Consider the following 21,970-nt stretch of genomic DNA (forward strand, 5'->3'; position numbering starts at 1 on the left):
GTCGTAACTCCCTGCGTGATGGTGCCGCGAAGCGAGTCGGCGTTTCGCTTCGCCGCGAGCGCCTCAGTCTACGTAAGGCCCAACGCGCGTCCAGTGATTGGAGTTACCGGCCCCCACACAAAGACGCAAGCCCCATGATAGGCCGCGCTCAGGAGCGCGTACCGAACATGGGGCTTTACGTGCGGAATGTACTGCTCGCGTGTCAGCTGTTCGTCTTGATCAGCATGCCGAGGACGATGATGCACGCGAACCACAGCAGGCCGACCACGATGGTGATCCGGTCGAGGTTGCGCTCGGCGACCGAGGAGCCGCCGACGGAGGACTGCATGCCGCCACCGAACATGTCGGAGAGGCCGCCGCCCTTTCCCTTGTGCATCAGCACCAGCAGCATCAGCAGCAGGCTGAAGATGATCAGGGCGATCGAGAACCCCAAAACCACGGCTGGACCAACTTCCTCGGACTCGGATGGACGACGGGGGCACAGCACCCGGCTGTGCCCCCGCAAGAGTACGACGTATCGCCGCTACCGCCTACTCACGGACGTGATCACTGGTCGCGGAAACGCACGATCTTGACGAACTCGTCGGCGTCCAGCGAGGCACCGCCGACCAGGGCGCCGTCGATGTCGGCCTGCCCCATGATCTCGGCGACGTTGCCCGACTTCACGGAGCCGCCGTACTGGATGCGGACCTGGTCGGCCACGTCCTGGGAGTACAGCTCGGCGATCTTGGCGCGGATGGCGGCGCAGACCTCCTGGGCGTCCCCGGCTCCGCAGACCTTGCCGGTGCCGATGGCCCACACCGGCTCGTAGGCGATCACGATCGTCCCGGCCTGCTCGGCCGGCAGGTCCTTCAGACCGCCCTCGACCTGGGCGAGGGTGTGGCTGACGTGGTCGCCCGCCTCGCGGACGTCCAGCTCCTCGCCGACGCACAGGATCGGGGTGAGGCCGTGCTTGTACGCGGCCTTGACCTTGGCGTTGACCAGCTCGTCGGTCTCGTTGTGGTACTGGCGCCGCTCGGAGTGGCCGATCGCCACGTAAGTGCACTTCAGCTTGGCCAGCATCGGGCCGGAGATCTCGCCCGTGTAGGCGCCGGAGTCGTGCGGGGAGATGTCCTGGGCGCCGTACTTGATCTTGAGCTTGTCGCCGTCGACCAGGGTCTGCACGGAGCGCAGGTCGGTGAAGGGCGGCAGGACGGCGACCTCGACGGCGTCGTAGTCCTTGTCGGCCAGGGCGAACGCGAGCTTCTGGACGTGTGCGATGGCCTCCAGGTGGTTGAGGTTCATCTTCCAGTTGCCCGCCATCAGCGGCGTGCGCGTGCTCAAGGGTCAGTCCTCCAGTGCGGCGAGGCCGGGGAGCGTCTTGCCCTCGAGGTATTCGAGGGAGGCGCCGCCACCGGTCGAGATGTGGCCGAATGCGTTCTCGTCGAAGCCGAGCGTGCGCACGGCCGCGGCGGAGTCACCGCCGCCGACGACGGTGAAGCCGTCCGTGTCGACGAGTGCCTGGGCGACCGTCTTGGTGCCCTCGGCGTAGTCGGGGTGCTCGAAGACGCCCATGGGACCGTTCCAGAAGACGGTTGCGGCGTCGGCGAGCTTCGAGGCGTAGAGCTCTCGGGTCCTCGGGCCGATGTCCAGGCCCTCCTGGTCGGCGGGGATCTTGTCCGCGTCGACCACGGTGTTCTCGGTGGGCGCCTTGGTCTTCAGGTCCGGGAAGGTCCGGGAGACCACGACGTCGACGGGGAGCAACAGCTCGACGCCCTGCTTCTCGGCGCGCTCCATGTACTCCGCGACGACCGGGACCTGGTCCTCCTGGAGGAGGGAGATGCCGACCTCGTAGCCCTTGGCCTTGAGGAAGGTGTAGGCCATGCCGCCGCCGATCAGGAGCCGGTCGGCCTTGCCGAGCAGCTGGTCGATGACGGCGAGCTTGTCGGAGACCTTGGCGCCGCCGAGCGCGACGACGTAGGGCCGCTTGACGTCCTCGGTGAGCTTCTTCAGGACGCCGACCTCGGTGGCGATCAGGTAGCCGGCGTAGTGCGGCAGCCGGGCCGGGAGGTCGTAGACGGAGGCGTGCCGGCGGTGCACGGCGCCGAAGCCGTCACCGACGTAGACGTCGGCGAGGGCGGCCAGCCGGTCGGCGAACTCACCGCGCTCGGTGTCGTCCTTGGACGTCTCGCCGGGGTTGAAGCGCAGGTTCTCGATGACCGCGACCTGGCCGGGCTGGAGGCCGTCGACGGCGTCGTGGGCGGCGGGACCGACGGTGTCCTGGGCGAAGGCGACCGGGGCGCCGAGCAGTTCACCGAGGCGCTCGGCGGCGGGCAGCAGCGAGAAGGCGGGGTCCGGGGCACCCTTGGGGCGGCCCAGGTGCGAGGCGACGATCACCTTGGCGCCCGCGTCCGCGAGGGCCTTGACGGTGGGCAGCACGGCGCGGATGCGGCCGTCGTCGGTGATCGTCCCGTCGGCGAGCGGCACGTTGAGGTCGGCGCGGACGAAGACCCGCTTGCCGCTCACGCCGTCGGCGAGAAGTTCGTCGATCGTCTTCATGGGAGTGGACTCCTACAGGAGGGCTCGTGGTGCACCTGATCGTAAAAGGACGTGGTCAGTACGTGGGACAGGGCCCGGACAGCGCGGCGGTGCGCTGCACGGGCCCTGCTCCCACTTCGGGGTCCTGCTTCGGCGATCAGAGCTGGTTGCCGACGAAGACCGTGAGGTCGACGAGGCGGTTGGAGTAGCCCCACTCGTTGTCGTACCAGCCGATGACCTTCACGTTCTTGCCCTCCTGGACCATGGTCAGGGAGGAGTCGAAGGTGCAGGAGGCCGGGGCGTTGACGATGTCGGAGGAGACGATCGGGTCCTCCGTGTAGTCGAGGAGGCCCTTCAGCTCACCCTCGGCGGCCTTCTGGAAGGCGGCGTTGACCTCTTCCTTGGTGACCTCGCGGCCCAGCTCCACGACCAGGTCGGTGACGGAGCCGGTCGGGACCGGGACGCGCATGGCGATGCCGTCCAGCTTGCCCTTGAGCTGCGGCAGGACCAGGGCGGTGGCCTTGGCGGCACCAGTGGTGGTCGGGATGATGTTCTCGGCGGCGGCACGGGCGCGGCGCAGGTCCTTGTGCGGGAAGTCCAGGATGCGCTGGTCGTTCGTGTACGCGTGCACCGTGGTCATCAGACCCCGGACGATGCCGAAGTTCTCGTCGAGGACCTTCGCCATCGGCGCCACACAGTTGGTGGTGCAGGAGGCGTTGGAGATGACGTGGTGGTTCGCCGCGTCGTACTTGTCCTGGTTGACGCCCATCACGATGGTGATGTCCTCGTCCTTGGCCGGAGCCGAGATGAGGACCTTCTTCGCGCCGCCGGCGATGTGCTTGGCGGCGTCTTCCTTCTTGGTGAAGATGCCGGTCGACTCGATGACGATGTCGACGCCCAGGTCGCCCCACGGAATGTCGGCCGGGTTGCGCTCGGACAGCACCTTGATGGTGTGGCCGTCGACCGTGATGGTGTCGGCGGTGTGGGTGACCTCCTGCTTGAGGCGGCCCAGGATCGTGTCGTACTTGAGCAGGTGAGCGGTGGTCGCGGTGTCACCCAGGTCGTTGACAGCCACGACCTCGATGTCCGCTCCCTGCTCCAGCAGCGCGCGGAAGTAGTTACGCCCGATGCGGCCGAAGCCGTTGATGCCTACGCGGATCGTCACGAACCGATCTCCTCGTTGGTACGCCGGCCATGCGGTGCCGGCGAGCTCTGTTTGGGATGTCCCCGACCACCACCGACCCTACCTCTCTGCGGGCCCCGAGGTGACATCGAGATGTCCCATACACGGGCAGGCGGTCCGTACCTGTCAGTAGGGGTACGGACCGCCTCGGATCGGCAATGGATTCACCCGTATTTGCTACGGAACGCGGGGCGCTTCCGACGCCGTTTTCACTCGTTCGTGAGCGGGTCGGCTCACTTGATGCGCACCCCTCGCGCGCACCCCTGAGAGGGGGGCGCGCTCACCTGTCGAGCGAGTCGAACGCCTTGCGCAGCAGCGCCGTCCGATCGGCCGCCGACGGCACCTGTTCCAGCCCGAAACCGAGCAGCACGGTGTCGTCCGTGGTGACCGCTCCGTACGTCTGGAACAGGGTTCCCGTGCGCGTCCAGTCCTTCAGCACCGCCGGGCTGCCGGCGGGTGGTCCGGCCGCCTTCCAAGCGCCGAGGGGTGACTCGAAGCCCTCGGTCTCCCGTGCCGTGCCGCCGACGACCAGCGAGGCGTCGTCGGCGAGGACACCGTGCCCGCCGCTGCCGGGGTCGGTGATGTAGCTGATGGAGATCTCGACGGACTTCCCGGCGTACGCGCTCAGGTCGAAGCTCACCTGCCGCCAGCCGCCGGAGCTGCCGGTGAGGCTGTGCCACGCGCCGGTGGTGCCGGTCGCGGTGCAGGTGTTGCCCGTGAGCGTCAGGTAGTGCTTCAGCCACGGGTGCTCACCGATCAGGAAGCCGGCCCCGCAGTCCTCCGGCACGGCCGCCTGCGTGGCCCCGCCGGTCTCCGGCAGGGTCGTCCAGTCGTCCGCGCCGGCGGTGTGCGCCTCGAACACCGCGTGGTCGTAGCCGGGCTCGGTGTCCCACAGCAGCCGGGTGGTCAGGGCCGGCTTGTCGGCGGCGGTGACCCCGGTGAGGTCGACGGTGCGGGAGAGGCGCTTGTAGGCGTCGTCGGTGTGCACGGCGGCGGCCATCGAGGCGCCGGTGTACGGACCGTACGGGTTGACGGTGCCCGCGAAGGTGCCCGCGCCCGCGCTCTTGAACTGCGGGTGGGTTGCGACCGGCAGCTCGTCGGAGGTGACGCCGTAGGTGCCGGCCTTGTCGAGCGGGTTGCCGGGCGCGTCGCCGAGGGCCCCGGTGAAGCCGTCGAGCGCGCCGGAGCCGGTGAAACCGGTGGCCCCCTTGGTCGACGTACGGCTGTAGGCGCCCAGGTAGTACTGGCTGAAGTCGTCGGACAGGGTGCCGTCGCCTAGGTCGACGCTGCCGCCGGCCAGCTCGCCGGCCTCGACCAGCCTGCCGCCCTCGTTGAGGTAGGCGCGCAGCTGGAGCTGGGTGGCGTTGGCGGGGCCGCCCGCGCCGGAGTAGTGGACGACCGTCCGGAAGTGCCCCAGCACGCCGAGCGCGTCCGGGGCGCCCTGCGTGGCCACGTCCCACACCAGCGCCCGGTGCCCGGCGCCCTTCAGCGCGTCCACGTACGTCCGCGCCCGCGCGGCGGCCGTGCCCTCCTCGGCGACCACCAGGGTGTCGGCCGTCGCCCGCTTCGCGACGGTGTAGGTGAAGTGGGTGCTGGAGACCTTCTTCCCGCGCCCGGTCCGGCCGGTGAACCACACCTCGACCTTGTCGCCGGGCTCGCCGTCCCGCACCTTCGCCCGGTACTCGTCGAAGTAGAGGTCGTCCTCACCGCCGTACGTCTCTCCGCCCTTCCAGTGCTTCAGCGCCCGGTCGCGCGTACGGCCGCCGTTGACGCGGTACCTGAGCCGCTTGTCCCGGAGCGCCTTGCGCACGACGACCGAGACCTCCTGGTCCGCGCCGCGGGAGTACGACGTGGAGAACGCGGCCGGGGTGAAGTCGGCGGCGCTCAGACCGACCGAGGAGACCGGCTCGTCGGGGTGCACGGCGGTCTCGGCGACGGAGAGCGCGAACGGGACGTTCTTGGCGAACTCCTGCTGGATCAGCTTCTCGTCGTCGGGGAAGTTGAAGACGGACTGGCAGTCCTGGCTCTTCCAGGCGTCGTCCGGGTCGGCGTCCGACGCGGTCTGACAGGTCGACATCTCCGGGGTGAACATCGCCATCCCGTTGACGTTCGACGCGTGGCCGTCCGCCTCGCCGTTGGTGGTGTACAGCTCCGAGGAGACCTGCGGGTGGTAGCCCGGGACGGCGGAGTTGCCCGGGGTGCCGGCGAGCGCCTTGTAGAGGACGTCGTCGGGGGTCGGGGTGGCCACCTGCCAGCCGACGCCGTAGAGGAGGAGTTCGGCGGCGGAGTGGTAGTTGATGCCGTACCGGAAGCCGACGCGCTTCTCGAAGGCGTCGAGGGCCTTGGTCTCGGGCTCGGAGCCCGGGCCGGCGCCGCGGTAGGTCTGGCTGGTGGGGTTGGGCGACGAACCCTCGTCGTCGTAGCCCCACTTGTAGGGGAAGTTGCGGTTGAGGTCGACGCCGTCGCCCGTGCTGATGACCCCGTCGCCGTTGACGTCGCGCAGGTTCTTGCGCCACAGGCGGGTGCCGGAGTCCTTGAAGGTGTAGTCGTAGCCGTCCGGGTTGGCCGACAGGACGAACCACAGCTCGGTCGTGTCGACGATCTTCTTGACGCGCCGGTCGGTCGTGTAGCGGTCCAGGTAGTAGTGCATCAGGCGCCGGGTCATCTCCGGCGTGATCCACTCACGCGCGTGCTGGTTGGACATGTAGAGCACGGCGGGTCGGGAGCCGTCCTTCGCCTTCCCCGCGTTCCTGGTCAGTTTGAGCGCGAGGATGTCCTGACCGCCCAGGGTCCTGCCGATGGACTCGACCTTGGTGAGGCCGGGGTGGGCCTGGGCGGTCCGGAGGATCTCCTCCTTCAGCCCGCCGCGTCCGCTGTACGGGCGGAACACGCCCTGGCCGGCGTCCTCGACCCTGGCCTGCGCCTTGGCCGAGAGCGCGTGCTCGGTGAGGCCGACGCCCTGCTCGCGCAGGTGCGCCGCCTGCCTGCCGGTGAGGTAGACCTCGACCTCGGTCCGGCCGCGTCCGCTCACCTGCTCCCCGAGCTCCTGGCCGTCCTGGCCGGCCTTGAGCAGCAGGGGTACCTGCTGCCTGGTGACCTCGGCGCGGTAGACCCTGACCTCTTCCGGCCCGGACGGCACCGGGCCTGCGTTCTGTGCCCGGGCGATGGGTGCGAGGCTCGCTCCGCCGATCAGAAGCGCGCCGACAGCGAGGATCGATCTCGCTCTGTGTCTCATGAACCCCCCTAGCGGTGGTCCGCCACAGCGACGAACAGGTTGCCAGGCTCATGTCACTTCATGATCCAGTCAAGACGGCCACAAGGACACGCAAAAGCCGGTGCCGACCACCCGAACGGCCGTCGGCACCGGCCCGTGTGACGCGTCGTCCGGTCAGCCGGCCAGGTTGTCCGCCAGCTCCTCGCTGAGGTTGGCCTCCGTGCCCGGGATGCCCAGATCGGCCGCGCGCTTGTCGGCCATGGCCAGCAGCCGGCGGATACGGCCGGCGACCGCGTCCTTCGTCAGCGGCGGATCGGCGAGCGCGCCCAGCTCCTCCAGGGAGGCCTGCTTGTGCTCCATGCGCAGCCGCCCCGCCGCGGCCAGGTGCTCGGGCACCTCGTCGCCCAGGATCTCCAGCGCGCGCTGGACCCGGGCCCCGGCGGCCACGGCGGCACGGGCCGAACGGCGCAGGTTGGCGTCGTCGAAGTTGGCCAGCCGGTTGGCCGTGGCCCGCACCTCGCGGCGCATCCGGCGCTCCTCCCACGCCAGCACCGACTCGTGCGCACCCAGCCGGGTGAGCAGGGCACCGATCGCGTCACCGTCCCGGACGACCACCCGGTCCACTCCGCGCACCTCGCGGGCCTTCGCGGCGATCGACAGCCTGCGGGCGGCACCGACCAGCGCGAGCGCCGCCTCCGGGCCCGGGCAGGTGACCTCCAGGGACGAGGAACGGCCGGGCTCGGTCAGCGAGCCGTGCGCCAGGAAGGCCCCGCGCCAGGCCGCCTCAGCGTCGCAGGTGGCCCCCGAGACCACCTGCGGGGGCAGACCGCGGATCGGGCGGCCTCTGCCGTCCACGAGACCCGTCTGCCGGGCCAGCTGGTCACCGCCCGCGACGACCCGTACGACATACCGTGAGCCTCGGCGCAAGCCGCCGGGCGCCATCACGATCAGCTCGGAGCTGTGCCCGAAGATCTCCAGGATGTCCCGCTTGAGCCGGCGCGCCGCCATCGCGGTGTCCAGCTCCGCCTCGATCACGATGCGCCCGCTCACCAGGTGGAGGCCTCCGGCGAACCGCAGGATGGCGGAGACCTCCGCCTTCCTGCAGCAGGTCCGGGTGACGGGTAGCCGGGAGATCTCGTCCTTCACCGCTGCCGTCATCGCCATGGGCCGATCCTTCCATGCATCCGAAAAATACGGTCGTACGCGGCGGCCAACAGCTCCGGATCGTGCCGGGGTGTTCCGTCGGTCCGGGCCACCGGGGCCAGCTCGACCGCGGCTCCCAGCCGCTCGGCGGCCTCGGTGAGCGAGTCGCGGTCGGGCACGGCGGCCACGTCGGCCAGCACCACGTCCAGGGCGAGTTTAGGGGCGTGTCGCCCCAAAACCTCCAAATGACGCTGCGGGGAGAAGCCCTCGGTTTCTCCCGGCTGCGGCGCCAGGTTCAGCGAGAGCACCCGGCGCGCCTTGGTCTCGGTGAGGGCGTCCAGCAGCTCGGGGACGAGCAGGTGCGGGATGACCGAGGAGAACCAGGAACCGGGGCCGAGGACCACCCAGTCCGCGTCCAGGACCGCCGCCACGGCCTCGGGGACGGCGGGCGGGTCGTTGGGCACGAGGTGCACCGACTGCACCTCGCCGGGCGTCAGGGCCACGGTGGCCTGCCCGCGCACCGTGTCCACGTCGTCCGGGCGCTCCGGGTCATGCCCCTTGACCAGGGCCTGCAGCTCCAGCGGCACGGCCGACATGGGCAGCACGCGTCCGTGCGCGCCGAGCAGCTTGCCGACCAGGTCCAGGGCCTGCACATGGTCGCCGAGCTGCTCCCACAGGGCGACGATCAGCAGGTTGCCGACCGCGTGCTCGTGCAGCTCGCCCTGGGACTGGAAGCGGTGCTGGATGACCCGGGCCCAGGTCTGGCCCCAGTCGTCGTCCCCGCACAGCGCGGCCAGCGCCTTGCGCAGGTCGCCGGGCGGCAGCACGCCCAGCTCGTCCCGGAGCCGGCCGCTGGAGCCGCCGTCGTCGGCCACGGTGACGACGGCGGTGAGGTCGCCGGTGATCCGGCGCAGCGCGGCGAGCGAGGCGGACAGGCCCATGCCGCCGCCGAGCGCGACCACCTTGGGCTGGGCGCCGCGCCGGCGGGGCCGCGCCCCACGGGCCTCGGCCGGGCGGCCGGCACGCGCGTCGGGCACCATCCGGCGCAGCCTGCTCAGCCGCGGTGTACGTTGCGTCATTCCCGTCCCATGTCCCGGTGCACGACCACCGTCTCCACGCCCTCGGCCGCGAGGCGCGCGGCGAGCTTCTCCGACATCGCGACCGAGCGGTGCTTGCCGCCGGTACAGCCGATGGCGATGGTCACATACCGCTTGCCCTCGCGCCGGTAGCCGGCCGCGATGAGCCGCAGCAGTTCGGCGTACCGGTCGAGGAACTCCTTCGCGCCGGGCTGGTTGAAGACGTAGGCGGCGACCTCCTCGTTGAGGCCGGTGTAGGGGCGCAGCTCCGGGACCCAGTGCGGGTTGGGCAGGAACCGCATGTCCGCGACCAGGTCGGCGTCGACCGGGAGGCCGTACTTGAAGCCGAAGGACATCACGGTCGCCCGCAGTTCGGGCTCCTCCTCGCCGGCGAACTGGGCGTCCATCTTGGCGCGCAGCTCGTGCACGTTGAGGCTGGAGGTGTCGATCACCAGGTCGGCGTCGCCGCGCAGCTCGCGCAGCAGCTCCCGCTCGGCGGCGATGCCGTCGACGATGCGCCCGTCGCCCTGGAGCGGGTGCGGGCGGCGCACCGACTCGAAGCGGCGGACCAGGGCCTCGTCGGAGGACTCGAGGAAGACGATCCGCCGGGTGACGCCGCGGGTGTCCAGGTCGGCGAGGGACTCGCGCAGGTTGTCGAAGAAGCGCCGGCCGCGCACGTCCACGACGACCGCGATCCGCGCCACGTTGCCCTGGGAACGGGCTCCCAGTTCCACCATGGTGGGGATGAGGGCGGGCGGGAGGTTGTCGACGACGAACCAGCCGAGGTCCTCCAGACACTTCGCGGCCGTGGACCGGCCGGCCCCGGACATGCCGGAGATGATCACCAGCTCGGGGATGGCCGCCTCGGGGACCCCGGCTGTCTCGCTGCCCGTACTCACCTGTGCTCCGTTGTTCTGGCCGGTGTCCTGTCCGGCGTCCTGGCCGGCGCCGGGCCGGCGGGTGTCCCGTCCGGCGCCGGTTCGGCCCGCGTCCGTCCGGCCGGTGTCGTGCCGGACGGCATCCTCACCCGTGCCGCTGTGCGCCTGATCACGCACGGGCGCCTGATCTCGCTGTGCCGTGGGCTGTGCGTCGTGCTCGGTCATGTCTCCTGCCCCCGTCGTTCGTCCGGGACGCCCGCGGTCACGGGCTCCCCCGAGGAACCCCCCGTCGTGCCGGGTTCCTCGTCCTCAATGATCTCTCCGGTCGCCGTGTTCACGGCGGGCGCGGCCGGGGCCGCCTGGGCGAGAGCCACGGCGATGGTCTCGGCCGTCTTCCGGCCTATCCCGGGCACTTCCTGGATCTGCTCGATTGTGGCGGACCGCAGCTTCTTCACCGAGCCGAAATGCTTGATGAGCGCCTGTTTGCGGGTCTCGCCGAGACCGGGGACGTCGTCCAGCGGGCTCGCGCGGAAGCGCTTGGCGCGCTTGGTGCGCTGGTAGGTGATCGCGAACCGGTGCGCCTCGTCGCGGACGCGCTGGAGCAGATAGAGACCCTCGCTGGTGCGGGGCAGCACCACCGGGTCGTCCTCGCCGGGCACCCAGACCTCCTCCAGACGCTTGGCGAGACCGCAGACGGCGATGTCGTCGATACCCAGCTCGTCCAGCGCGCGCCGGGCCGCCGCGACCTGCGGCTGACCGCCGTCGACCACGACGAGCTGGGGCGGATAGGCGAACTTCCTGGGACGGCCGTCGTCGTCCTTGAGGGAACCGGTGATCATCTCGGCGTCGGTGAGCGCGGCGCCGACGTCGGGGAGCGAGCCGCCGGTGCCGGGGCCTCCGGCGAGGGAGCCGTCGGGGCCGGTGCCCGCGGTGAGGGGGTCTTCGGCGCCGGAGCCGTCGGCCCACTCCCCCGTCCGTTCCTTCTCGGCGAGGTAGCGCTTGAAGCGGCGGGTGATCACCTCGTGCATGGAGCGGACGTCGTCCTGCCCGGCGAAGCCCTTGATCTGGAACCGCCGGTACTCGCTCTTGCGCTGCAGACCGTCCTCGAAGACGACCATGGAGGCGACCACGTCGTCACCCTGGAGGTGCGAGATGTCGTAGCACTCGATCCGCAGCGGTGCGCTGTCCAGGTCGAGGGCCTCGGCGATCTCCTCCAGCGCACGCGAGCGCGTGGTCAGGTCGGAGGCGCGCTTGGTCTTGTGCAGCGCGAGTGCCTGCTGGGCGTTGCGCTGCACGGTCTCCATGAGCGCCTTCTTGTCGCCGCGCTGGGGGATGCGCAGCGACACGTTCGACCCACGGCGGCCGGTCAGCCACTCCTGGACCGGCTCGACCGGCTCGGGCAGGGCCGGGACCAGCACCTCCTTGGGGACCGCGTCCCCGCTCTCCTCGCCGTACAGCTGCTGAAGGGCGTGCTCGACCAGGGCGCCGGTGGTGACCTCCTCGACCTTGTCCGTCACCCAGCCGCGCTGACCGCGGACCCGGCCGCCACGCACATGGAAGATCTGCACGGCCGCCTCCAGCTCGTCCTCGGCGACGGCGATGAGGTCGGCGTCGGTCGCGTCGGCGAGCACGACCGCGTTCTTCTCCATGGCCTTCTTCAGGGCCCCTATGTCGTCCCGCAGGCGGGCCGCCCGCTCGTACTCCATCTCCTCGGCCGCCTCCATCATCTGCCTCTCCAGACGGCGGAGGTAGGTGCCGGTGCGCCCGGCCATGAAGTCGCAGAACTCCTCGGCCAGGTCCTGGTGGTCCTCGGGGGTGATCCGGCCGACACAGGGGGCGGAGCACTTGGCGATGTAGCCGAGCAGGCAGGGCCGGCCGGTGCGGGCGGCGTTCTTGAAGACGCCGGCCGAGCAGGTGCGCACCGGGAACACCCGCAGCAGCAGGTCGACGGTGTCCCGGATGGCCCACGCGTGCGCGTACGGCCCGAAGTAGCGCACGCCCTTCTTCTTGTGACCGCGCATCACCTGGACCCGCGGGAACTGCTCGTTCATCGTGACCGCGAGGTACGGGTAGCTCTTGTCGTCCCGGTACTTGACGTTGAACCGGGGGTCGTACTCCTTGATCCAGGAGTACTCCAGCTGGAGCGCCTCGACCTCCGTGGACACCACCGTCCACTCCACGGACGCTGCTGTGGTCACCATCGTCCGGGTGCGCGGGTGCAGGTTCGCCAGGTCCTGGAAGTAGTTCGCCAGGCGCTGGCGCAGGCTCTTCGCCTTTCCGACGTAGATCACCCGGCGGTGCTCGTCACGGAACCTGTACACCCCCGGGGAGTCCGGGATGTCTCCCGGCCTGGGGCGGTAGCTGGAGGGGTCGGCCATGTCTCACACCCTACTGGCGAGCACCGACACCGCGTCGGGCCTGTGGACAACGCCCCCACCCGCACGGCGCCCGCACGGTGGCCTCGCGGCATCCCCTCCGGATTACGGCCGGCCGGAGGTCTCGCCCGGGCGCTCGCAGGGCCTCGCGGACAGGGGGCGGGCGGTCGCGCAGGGCGGTTCTCCGAGCTCGCCCGCACCTCCTCCCGAGGTCCCTCCGCGCGCCCTCCCCCGTACGCCCTCCGCACACCTTCGCGCCGTCCGTCAGTCGCCTTCCGGCCATGCCGGTGGCGCCCCGCCCGGCGTCGTCTGTCCGGCCCTGCCCTGGGCGAGCGTGGGGAGCCTCCGCCATCCCGCCCACCGGTCATGGAGCGGCACAGCCCGGCCAGTCGGCCGGAACGACCGGGTCGCAGGTGTTGTCGGGTTCTGGTCAACACGCTTCAATGCGGGGGAACTCGGGGCCGTACGCGCGTGCGTACGGCAGGCGCGGCGTGCCCAGCCAGGGACGCGCGCGGTGCCCACGGGGGTGGCCCCGCACACCGCACAGGCGGTCTGACCAGCCGTAGCGACACCTCACAGAAAGGCCCCTCGGCATGCGGCATGCCACAGAGCACGCGGACGTCCCCACCGCGGAACTGGACACGGCCCTGCGCGGCGGCCCCTTCCATGTGGCGCTGCGCGCCGCGATCGCCGCACGCGGACTGCCGCTCCAGCGCGTGCAGCACCATCTGTCACGCCACGGGGTCAAGGTCGGCGTCACCAGCCTGAGTTACTGGCAGCAAGGTGCTCGCCGCCCGCAGCGCCCGGAGTCGCTGCGCGCCGTACGCGCGCTGGAGGAGATCCTCCAGCTGCCGGACGAGTCGCTGATCCGGCTGCTCGCCGAGTCCGACGAGCGGGCGACGGCCGACCGTCCGGCGGGCCGCTCCTACCGCTCCCTGATCGAGGCCTCGGGCGTCGTGGACCGCCTCACCGCCGACCTCGGCTGGTCCCTGGACGGCGGGCTGCACACCGTGGGGCACCACGAGCGCGTCCGGATCGGCGCCCGGCGGGAGCTGGTGAGCCGCGAGGCCCACCACATCGTGCGGGCCCACCGCGACGGCGTCGACCGCTTCGTCGCCCTCCACCACGGCGACCCCGGCCGCGACCCGCGCCGTGTCACCGTGCACGCCCTGGAGAACTGCCGCACCGGCCGCCTCCGCTGGGACCAGGACACCGGCGTCCTCGTCGCGGAGTTGCTCTTCGGCACCCGGCTGCGCACCGGCGACACCTTTCTCTTCCGGTACGGCATCGAGGACGGCACGGCCGGGACGTCCCGCGAGCATCTCCAGCGGTTCGGCTTCCCCGGCGGCCAGTACGCGCTCCAGGTGCGCTTCGACACGGCCACGCTGCCGGTCCGCTGCCACCGCTTCACCCAGCACTCGGCCGCGGCCCCGCGCAGCGGCCGGCAGGAGCTGCCCGTGACCAGTCCGCACCACTGTGCCCACCTGGTCGAGTCCCGCATCCGGCCGGGCGTCCTGGGGATCGCCTGGGACTGGGAGTGACCCGAGCCCGCCGCCCGCTCACCGGACCGGGCTCGCGTCACCGCCCGTCGGCCCGCTGTCCTCCGGTCAGTCCGCGGGACCGGCGACGATCCTGCCCTTGGCGGCCTTCACCGACAGCTCGGTCAGGGGCTCGGTGGCCGGCGCCTGGACCACCTTGCCCGTCACGGCGTCGAACTCGCTGCCGTGGCAGGGGCAGACCAGGGTCGTCCCCCGCAGTTTGTTGATGGGGCACCCGGCGTGCGTGCAGATCGTGCTGTACGCCTTCAGCGTGCCGTCCTCGGCACGGCTGACCACCACGTTGTGGTCCCGGTAGAGCTTGGCCCCACCCTTCGGGACCTCGTTCTCCGCGCCGAGGTCGACCGGCGCGGTGGGGGCGTCCGAGGCGGAACCACTGCCGTCCCGGGCCGAGCACGCGGCGAGGGCGAGCCCGGCGACCGGGGCCGCGGCGGCCCCTCGAAGGACAGTACGGCGGCTCGCGGAGGAGCGGGCGGGCATCTGGAACTCCACTGGTCAAGGGGTGTGCAGGGCGACGATACCCGGGCAGAGGGGACGGTCCCGGAGCGGGGTGGCGGACGGTCCCGGAGCGGGGTGGCGGACGGTCCCGGAGCGGGGCCGCGCTGGATGCGGGCGGAGCCCGATGTCCACCCGAGGGTCGTCGAGGGGACGAGTGCCGTAAAGGCAGGAGACGCTCCGGGGCATGGGCGTAAACGCTTACGTAAGCGTTTACGCGAGGCGCGGGCTTGGGGTACCGTCCGGCCGGAAGCTGATGAGACCCGGGCCGGCGCCAGATCCGGACCAGCCCTGGCGAAGGGATCGCGATGGCCACCATGGCGGATGTCGCCCGCAGTGCCGGGGTCTCCGTGGCGACCGTCTCCCACGTGCTCAACGGCACGCGTCCGGTACTCCCGCACACCCGTCAGGCCGTGCTCGACGCCGTGGACGCCCTCGGTTACACCCCGAACACCCTCGCCCGCTCCCTGGTGACCTCCCGCACCCGCTCCATCGGCCTCGCGGTGTCGGCCATCAGCAACCCCTACTTCACGGAGATCCTGCAAGGCGTCGAGGCCGCTGCCCTGGAGGCGGGCTACAGCCTGCTCATCGCGGATCCGCACGACGACCCCCGGCACGAGCGCAAGGTCGTGCAGCTCCTCCACGAGCGCCGGGTGGACGGCATGATCGTCGCCCCGTCCGCCGAGCCGGGTGACCTCGTCGGTTACCTGCGCCGCCACGCCGTACCGACGGTGTTCCTGGACCGCCTGGTCGACGCCGGCGCGCCGCAGGACATCGCGCCGGGCGACGGTGCGGGCGGCGCCGCCACTTCGCCGGGCGTCCCGTGTTTCGACCAGGTCTGTACCGAGAGCGCCGCGCCGACGGCCCTGCTCGTGACCCATCTCGCCGCACTGGGGCATCGCCGGATCGCCCTGGTCGCGGGCCTGCCCGGGCTCAGTACCACCAGTGAGCGCGTCTCCGGCTACCGGGAGGGCCTCGCCGCGGCCGGTCTGGCACACGACGAGCGTCTCCTCGTGTCGGGCAACTCGGAGTCCGCCGGGGCCGAGCGTGCCACGGCCGGCCTGCTCGCCCTGCCCGATCCGCCCACGGCACTCGTCACCGCCAACAACGCGATGACCATCGGCGCACTGCGCGCGCTGCGCCGGCACGGCCGGACGGTGCCGGACGACGTCGCCCTGTGCTGCTTCGACGACTTCGCCTGGGCCGACCTGTTCTCACCCCGGCTGACCGCCATCGCCCAGCCCAGCCGGGAGGTGGGCACCCAAGCCGTCCGGGTGCTTCTGGACCGCCTGACCGAGCCGGACCGGCCGGCCCGGACGGTCCGGCTGCCGTGCACGTTCGTCCACCGCACGTCCTGCGGCTGCCCGGAGGAGCCTGGCAGCGGCACCGGAGCCGCCGGGGCCACCGCAGTGTCCACGCTCGCCGAGAAGGGAACCGCCTCGTGATCGTCGTCGCCGGTGAGGCACTGATCGACCTGGTACCGCAGGGCCCTGGTGCCCTCGCGGGCCTGAAGCCGGCGCTCGGCGGCGGCCCGTACAACACCGCCGTGGCGCTGGGCAGGCTCGGCTCCCGCACCGCCTTCTGTTCCCGGACATCGGACGACGCCTTCGGCGAGGCCCTGCTCGAAGGGTTGCGGCGGGCCGGCGTCGATGTGTCCGCTGTCCAGCGGGGGCCGGAACCGACGACCCTCGCCGTGGCCACGCTCGACGCCGCCGGTTCGGCCGCCTACTCCTTCTACGTCGACGGCACCGCCGACCGTCTGTTCACCGCCCCCGGCGCGCTCCCCGCGGGGACGCGTGCGGTGTCCTTCGGCACCTGCTCGCTCGTCCTGGAGCCGGGGGCGAGCGCCTACGAGGAGCTGATGCGGACCGCTGCGGGGCAAGGGCTGTTCACCGCCCTGGATCCCAACATCCGGGCGGGACTCATCCCGGACGCGGACGCCTACCGGGCGCGTTTCAGGAGCTGGCTGCCCTCGGTGACGCTGCTGAAGCTGTCCGAGGAGGACGCGGCGTGGCTCGGCGGCACCCCCCGCGAGTGGCTGGCCGCGGGACCGGCGGCCGTGGTGGTCACGCGGGGCGGCGACGGTCTGACCGTGTTCACCCGGGACGGTGGGGAGCATTCCGTGCCGGGTGAGAAGGTCGAGGTCGTGGACACCATCGGTGCCGGTGACACGGTGAACGCGGCCTTGCTGCACGGGCTGGCCGCCCGGGACGCGCTGTCCGCGGAAGCGCTCGCCGCCCTCGGGACGGAGGGCTGGACACGACTGCTGCGCTTCGCGGCACGGGCGGCGGCGATCACCTGCTCGCGGGCGGGGGCCGAGCCGCCGTACGCGGCGGAGCTGGGCGGTTCGGCCGCGCTGTGAGCGGTCCGCTTTCCCTGTGCTGTTGACAAGGTACGGCCGGGCCCGCGGTGTGGCGGGGGCCTGTCGACCGCCGGACCGGGCTGGCTGATGGTGGAACGAGCGGTGCCCCGCGGGAAGTTCCCGCGGGGCACCGGACTTTTGACGGCGCGTCAGAACAGGTCAGGCCTTGCGGGCCCGAGTCGTCTTCTTCGCCGGCGTCGCCTTCTTCGTGGCCGCCTTCTTGGTCGCGGTGCCGTCGGCCTTGGCCGTCACCGTCTTCCTCGTCGACGACTTGGCCGCGGCGGTCCTCCGTGCCGTGCCGCCCCGCTGTGCCTTCACCGGCTCGGCGTCACTGATGCGGTCGGCGCCGAGGATCTCGCGCAGGAACTTGCCCGTGTGGCTCGTCGGAACCCCGGCGACCTCCTCGGGCGTGCCCTCGGCGACCACCAGGCCACCGCCGGCACCGCCCTCCGGACCCATGTCCACGATCCAGTCGGCGGTCTTGATCACGTCGAGGTTGTGCTCGATGACGATGACCGTGTTGCCCTTGTCGACCAGTCCTCCGAGCACCGTCAGCAGCTTGCTGATGTCCTCGAAGTGCAGACCCGTGGTCGGCTCGTCCAGGACGTAGACCGTGCGTCCGGTGGACCGCTTCTGCAGTTCGCTGGCGAGCTTGACGCGCTGCGCCTCACCACCGGAGAGGGTGGTGGCGGACTGGCCGAGGCGGACGTAACCGAGACCGACGTCGTTCAGCGTCCGGAGGTGACGGGAGATCGCCGGGACCGCCTCGAAGAAGTGCATGGCCTCCTCGATGGGCATGTTCAGCACCTCGGCGATGGACTTGCCCTTGTAGTGGACCTCCAGGGTCTCCCGGTTGTACCGGGCGCCGTGGCAGACCTCACACGGGACGTAGACGTCCGGGAGGAAGTTCATCTCGATCTTGATGGTGCCGTCGCCCGCGCAGTTCTCGCAGCGGCCGCCCTTGACGTTGAAGGAGAAGCGGCCGGGCAGGTAGCCCCGGACCTTCGCCTCGGTGGTCTCGGCGAACAGCTTGCGGATGTGGTCGAAGACGCCGGTGTACGTCGCCGGGTTGGACCGCGGGGTGCGCCCGATCGGCGACTGGTCGACGTGCACCACCTTGTCGACCAGGTCGTCGCCGTCCACGCGCGTGTGCCGTCCGGGGACGGTCCGGGCGCCGTTCAGCTCGCGCGCCAGGTGCGTGTAGAGGATGTCGTTGACCAGGGTCGACTTGCCGGATCCGGAGACGCCGGTGACGGCCGTGAAGACACCCAGCGGGAAGGACACGTCGATGTCCTGGAGGTTGTTCTCACGGGCGCCGTGCACGGTGAGCTGCCGGGAGAGGTCGCGGGGGCGCCGTACGTCCGGGAGCGGGATCGCCTTGCGGCCCGAGAGGTACGCGCCGGTCTGCGACTCGGTGTTGGCGAGCAGCTCCTTGAGGGAACCGCTGTGCACGACCTTGCCGCCGTGCTCACCGGCGCCGGGGCCGATGTCCACGATCCAGTCGGCGACCTTGATGGTGTCCTCATCGTGCTCCACCACGATGAGCGTGTTGCCCATGTCGCGCAGACGCACCAGGGTCTCGATCAGACGGTGGTTGTCCCGCTGGTGCAGGCCGATGGACGGCTCGTCCAGGACGTAGAGCACGCCGACGAGGCCGGAGCCGATCTGGGTGGCGAGGCGGATGCGCTGGGCCTCGCCGCCGGAGAGCGTGCCGGCCGCGCGGTTGAGCGAGAGGTAGTCCAGGCCGACGTCGACCAGGAAGCGGAGCCGCTCGTTGACCTCCTTCAGGACCCGCTCGGCGATCTTCTTGTCGCGGGCGTTCAGCTTCAGCTCGCCCAGGAACTCGGCGCAGTCGCTGATCGACATCGCGGAGACCTCGGCGATGGACTTCCCCATGATCGTGACGGCGAGGACGATCGGCTTCAGGCGCGTGCCCTCACAGGAGGGGCAGGGCACCTCGCGCATGTAGCCCTCGAAGCGCTCGCGGCTGGCGTCGCTCTCGGCCTCGCTGTGACGGCGCTTGACGAACGGAACCGCGCCCTCGAAGGGCGTGGTGTAGACGCGCTCGCGGCCGTACCGGTTACGGTAGCGCACCTCGATTTGGGTCTTGTGGCCGTAGAGCAGGGCCTTCTTGGCCCGCTGGGGCAGGCCCGCGAAGGGGATGTCCGTGCGGAAGCCCAAGGCGTCGGCGAGGGCGCCGATCAGGCGGCTGAAGTAGTCCTTGGTGTGGCCGTGCGACCACGGGTGGATGGCGCCCTCGTCCAGGGACTTGTCCTCGTCCGGGACGATCAGCTCCGGGTCGACCTCCATGCGCGTGCCGATGCCGGTGCACTCCGGGCAGGCGCCGAAGGGCGAGTTGAAGGAGAAGGAGCGGGGCTCCAGCTCCTCGAAGGACAGGTCGTCGTACGGGCAGTACAGGTGCTCCGAGTACATGCGCTCGCGCTCGGGGTCGTCCTCGGGGAGATCCACGAAGTCGAGCACGACCATGCCGCCGGACAGGCCGAGCGCGGTCTCCACGGAGTCGGTGAGGCGGCGCTTGGCGGAGTCCTTCACCGTGAGGCGGTCCACGACCACCTCGATGGTGTGCTTCTCCTGCTTCTTCAGGACCGGCGGCTCGGTCAGCTGGACGGTCTGGCCGTCCACGCGCGCGCGGGAGTAGCCCTTGGTCTGGAGGTCGGCGAAGAGGTCGACGAACTCGCCCTTGCGCTCGCGCACCAGCGGGGACAGCACCTGGAAGCGGCTCCCCTCGGGCAGCTCCAGGACCTTGTCCACGATGGCCTGCGGCGACTGGCGCGAGATCGGGCGGCCGCACTGGGGGCAGTGCGGCTTGCCGATGCGCGCGAAGAGCAGCCGCAGGTAGTCGTAGACCTCGGTGATCGTGCCGACCGTCGAGCGCGGATTGCGCGAGGTCGACTTCTGGTCGATGGAGACGGCCGGGGAGAGGCCCTCGATGAAGTCGACGTCGGGCTTGTCCATCTGGCCGAGGAACTGCCGTGCGTACGAGGAGAGCGACTCCACGTAACGGCGCTGGCCCTCCGCGAAGATCGTGTCGAAGGCCAGGGAGGACTTGCCCGACCCGGACAGGCCCGTGAAGACGATGAGCGAGTCACGAGGCAGGTCGAGCGAGACATTCTTCAGGTTGTGCTCGCGCGCGCCACGGACGATGAGACGGTCGGCCACGCCGGTCCGCACCTTTCTTGAGAGAAGTGACAGGGGCGGGGCCCCCGTGCTTCTTCAGACTAGGGGGAGCCACTGACAACGCCGGTCGGATTGCCCGGTTGCATAACAACCCCCGGCCATCCAGCATGCCCGACGCCGCCTTCGACCATATAGCACGTGCATTCGATTCACGGGCGGCGTTCGTCACCTTCACCCGAAGGGGTGGCCGGACTAGGGTCGGCGTCATGATGGATCACGCTCATGACCTGGCCTGTGTACGGGAAGCGACGGATCGGCTCCTCAACGCGGTCACCACCATGGACAACGCCTCGCTCGCCGAGCCGTCACGGCTCGCTGGCTGGAGCCGCGGACATGTCCTGGCCCACCTCGCCCGCAACGCGGACGCGCTCGTGAACGTCCTCCAGGGCCGTCCCATGTACGCGAGCGCCGAGGCGCGGGACGCCGACATCGAGCGGGACGCCGCGCGCACCCTGGAGGTCCAGGCCGCCGACGTCCGGGAGAGCGCGGCCCGCTTCCAGGCGGCCGGGGAGGCGCCCGCGGACTGGACGCGCACGGTGGAGCTGCGCAACGGGGTCACCGACAGCGCGGCCCGGGTTCCGTTCCGCCGGTGGGCGGAGGTGGAGCTGCACCACGTCGACCTCGGGACCGGGTACGAGCTGGAGGATCTTCCGGCGGAGTTCCTGGAGCGGGAGACCGGCTTCCTCACCGAGCGGTTCTCCGGGCATCCGGACATCCCGGCGACCCGCGTCACGGACGGCACGCGCGCGTGGACGACCGGGCGCGCGGAGGAGGAGCCCGGGATCACGGTCACCGGCCGGCCGGCGGACCTGGTGGGCTGGCTCGCCGGGCGCCGCGACGGCACGGCGCTTCAGGTGCGGGGCGGGGCGCTGCCGAAACTGCCCCCGCTGTAGGACGGGACCGGACGGACCGGGTGCGGCCCCACCCGGCCGTCCACCAGGACTCCCGCGCTATAGGCTGACCTTCATGACGTACTCCGGAGAGGTCAGGGTCGGCGGACCGGCGGATGTGCACGAGCTGAAAGACCTGATGATCACCAAGATCGCGGTCGGCCCGATGGACAACAACGCCTATCTGCTGCGCTGCCGTGCCACCGACGAGCAGCTCCTGATCGACGCCGCCAACGAGGCGGAGACGCTCCTCGGCACGATCGGTGACGACGGCATCGCGTCCGTCGTCACCACGCACCAGCACGGCGACCACTGGCAGGCGCTCGCCGAGGTCGTCGCGGCCACGGGCGCGCGGACGTACGCCGGCCGCGACGACGCCCCCGGCATCCCGGTGCCCACCGACGTCCTCGTCGACGACGGCGACGTCATCAGGGTGGGCCGCGTGGAGCTCACCGCGCGCCACCTGGTCGGGCACACGCCCGGATCGATCGCGCTGGTCTACGACGACCCGCACGGCCACCCGCACGTCTTCACCGGCGACTGCCTCTTCCCCGGCGGTGTCGGCAACACCCGCAAGGACCCCAAGGCGTTCGCCAGCCTGATCCACGACGTGGAGACGAAGCTCTTCGAGGTGCTGCCGGACGAGACGTGGGTCTACCCGGGGCACGGCAACGACACCACGCTGGGCGCGGAACGGCCGCATCTGCCGGAGTGGCACGCGCGCGGGTGGTGACCGGGGACGCCGGCCGGCTCCACGTCCCGGGGCGCACTCCGGCGCGACTGCCGTACGCGCGCCACGCACGGCGGTTGAGCATGAGCCGAGCGTGCGCCGTGCACGCGCCCTGCGTGCACGACCCCTCCGCGCGCCCCGTGTGAACCTTTCGCACGCACCGGGCCCCCGTGCGCACTCCCGGAGACCGGCCGACCGCAGTCAACTGGTAGGGCCCCGCGCAGGACGACGGCTCCTGAGCGGTAGGGGCCGCCGGTCTACACCCCCGCCCTCGGCCGGCGGCCCGGGCTCAGCCCGCACGCGCGCGTGGGCTGCGGGCAGCCGTGTTCACACGCCCGCAACACCCGTTCCCA

The 21,970-nt window shown here is 71.1% G+C and carries 16 protein-coding genes; 5 read left to right on the forward strand and 11 right to left on the reverse strand.

Annotated features, from left to right (window positions below; genetic code table 11):
* Positions 1-202: 202 nt before the first annotated feature.
* The 9 genes from secG to uvrC form a co-directional block, all read right to left on the reverse strand.
* Positions 203-439, reverse strand: a complete 237-nt coding sequence (gene secG, locus AB0947_RS18025; protein ID WP_014672006.1) for a preprotein translocase subunit SecG — start codon at positions 437-439, stop codon at positions 203-205.
* A 107-nt stretch (positions 440-546) separates the two neighbouring features.
* Positions 547-1,323: a triose-phosphate isomerase gene (gene tpiA, locus AB0947_RS18030; protein WP_366751301.1), complete on the reverse strand. Its 777-nt coding sequence runs from the start codon at positions 1,321-1,323 to the stop codon at positions 547-549.
* Positions 1,324-1,326: 3 nt separating this feature from the next.
* Complete coding sequence (locus AB0947_RS18035; RefSeq protein ID WP_366751302.1) at positions 1,327-2,538, reverse strand: phosphoglycerate kinase; 1,212 nt, start codon at positions 2,536-2,538, stop codon at positions 1,327-1,329.
* A gap of 136 nt (positions 2,539-2,674) precedes the next feature.
* On the reverse strand, positions 2,675-3,682 hold the full coding sequence (gap, locus tag AB0947_RS18040) for a type I glyceraldehyde-3-phosphate dehydrogenase (protein WP_366751303.1): 1,008 nt from the start codon (positions 3,680-3,682) through the stop codon (positions 2,675-2,677).
* A 298-nt stretch (positions 3,683-3,980) separates the two neighbouring features.
* Positions 3,981-6,935 carry a M14 family zinc carboxypeptidase gene (locus AB0947_RS18045; protein WP_366751304.1) on the reverse strand — a complete coding sequence of 985 codons (2,955 nt, stop codon included), beginning with the start codon at positions 6,933-6,935 and terminating at the stop codon, positions 3,981-3,983.
* A gap of 153 nt (positions 6,936-7,088) precedes the next feature.
* Complete coding sequence (whiA, locus tag AB0947_RS18050; RefSeq protein WP_030583311.1) at positions 7,089-8,078, reverse strand: DNA-binding protein WhiA; 990 nt, start codon at positions 8,076-8,078, stop codon at positions 7,089-7,091.
* Positions 8,069-9,136 carry a uridine diphosphate-N-acetylglucosamine-binding protein YvcK gene (yvcK, locus tag AB0947_RS18055; protein ID WP_366751305.1) on the reverse strand — a complete coding sequence of 356 codons (1,068 nt, stop codon included), beginning with the start codon at positions 9,134-9,136 and terminating at the stop codon, positions 8,069-8,071. The genes whiA and yvcK overlap by 10 nt, the downstream gene beginning before the upstream one ends.
* Entirely contained in the window at positions 9,133-10,236 is a 1,104-nt protein-coding gene (gene rapZ, locus AB0947_RS18060) for an RNase adapter RapZ (RefSeq protein ID WP_366751306.1), read from the reverse strand. Before rapZ ends, yvcK begins: the two co-directional genes overlap by 4 nt.
* Positions 10,233-12,389: an excinuclease ABC subunit UvrC gene (uvrC, locus tag AB0947_RS18065; RefSeq protein WP_366751307.1), complete on the reverse strand. Its 2,157-nt coding sequence runs from the start codon at positions 12,387-12,389 to the stop codon at positions 10,233-10,235. The genes rapZ and uvrC overlap by 4 nt, the downstream gene beginning before the upstream one ends.
* Before the next feature lie 590 nt (positions 12,390-12,979).
* Between uvrC and AB0947_RS18070 the strand changes: the two genes are divergently transcribed.
* On the forward strand, positions 12,980-13,927 hold the full coding sequence (locus AB0947_RS18070; protein WP_366751308.1) for a hypothetical protein: 948 nt from the start codon (positions 12,980-12,982) through the stop codon (positions 13,925-13,927).
* Between the two features lie 66 nt (positions 13,928-13,993).
* On the opposite strand, the gene AB0947_RS18075 is transcribed toward AB0947_RS18070, so the two are convergent.
* Positions 13,994-14,422, reverse strand: a complete 429-nt coding sequence (locus tag AB0947_RS18075; RefSeq protein ID WP_366751309.1) for a Rieske (2Fe-2S) protein — start codon at positions 14,420-14,422, stop codon at positions 13,994-13,996.
* A gap of 323 nt (positions 14,423-14,745) precedes the next feature.
* Between AB0947_RS18075 and AB0947_RS18080 the strand changes: the two genes are divergently transcribed.
* Together AB0947_RS18080 and AB0947_RS18085 are read left to right on the forward strand one after the other, a co-directional pair.
* Entirely contained in the window at positions 14,746-15,882 is a 1,137-nt protein-coding gene (locus AB0947_RS18080; RefSeq protein WP_366751310.1) for a LacI family DNA-binding transcriptional regulator, read from the forward strand.
* Positions 15,879-16,799 (forward strand): carbohydrate kinase, encoded by a 921-nt coding sequence (locus AB0947_RS18085; protein ID WP_366751311.1) that lies wholly within the window; start codon positions 15,879-15,881, stop codon positions 16,797-16,799. Before AB0947_RS18080 ends, AB0947_RS18085 begins: the two co-directional genes overlap by 4 nt.
* 159 nt (positions 16,800-16,958) lie before the next feature.
* On the opposite strand, the gene uvrA is transcribed toward AB0947_RS18085, so the two are convergent.
* On the reverse strand, positions 16,959-19,979 hold the full coding sequence (gene uvrA, locus AB0947_RS18090; protein ID WP_366751312.1) for an excinuclease ABC subunit UvrA: 3,021 nt from the start codon (positions 19,977-19,979) through the stop codon (positions 16,959-16,961).
* A gap of 224 nt (positions 19,980-20,203) precedes the next feature.
* Here uvrA and AB0947_RS18095 point away from each other — a divergent pair, with 224 nt between their 5' ends.
* Both AB0947_RS18095 and AB0947_RS18100 read left to right on the forward strand, forming a co-directional pair.
* Complete coding sequence (locus AB0947_RS18095; protein ID WP_366751313.1) at positions 20,204-20,890, forward strand: maleylpyruvate isomerase family mycothiol-dependent enzyme; 687 nt, start codon at positions 20,204-20,206, stop codon at positions 20,888-20,890.
* Between the two features lie 73 nt (positions 20,891-20,963).
* Positions 20,964-21,620, forward strand: a complete 657-nt coding sequence (locus AB0947_RS18100; protein ID WP_366751314.1) for an MBL fold metallo-hydrolase — start codon at positions 20,964-20,966, stop codon at positions 21,618-21,620.
* Positions 21,621-21,970 lie beyond the last annotated feature (350 nt).

Origin of the sequence: Streptomyces sp. NPDC047841 (genome assembly GCF_040704085.1) — a bacterium.
GTDB lineage: Bacteria > Actinomycetota > Actinomycetes > Streptomycetales > Streptomycetaceae > Streptomyces > Streptomyces argyrophylli.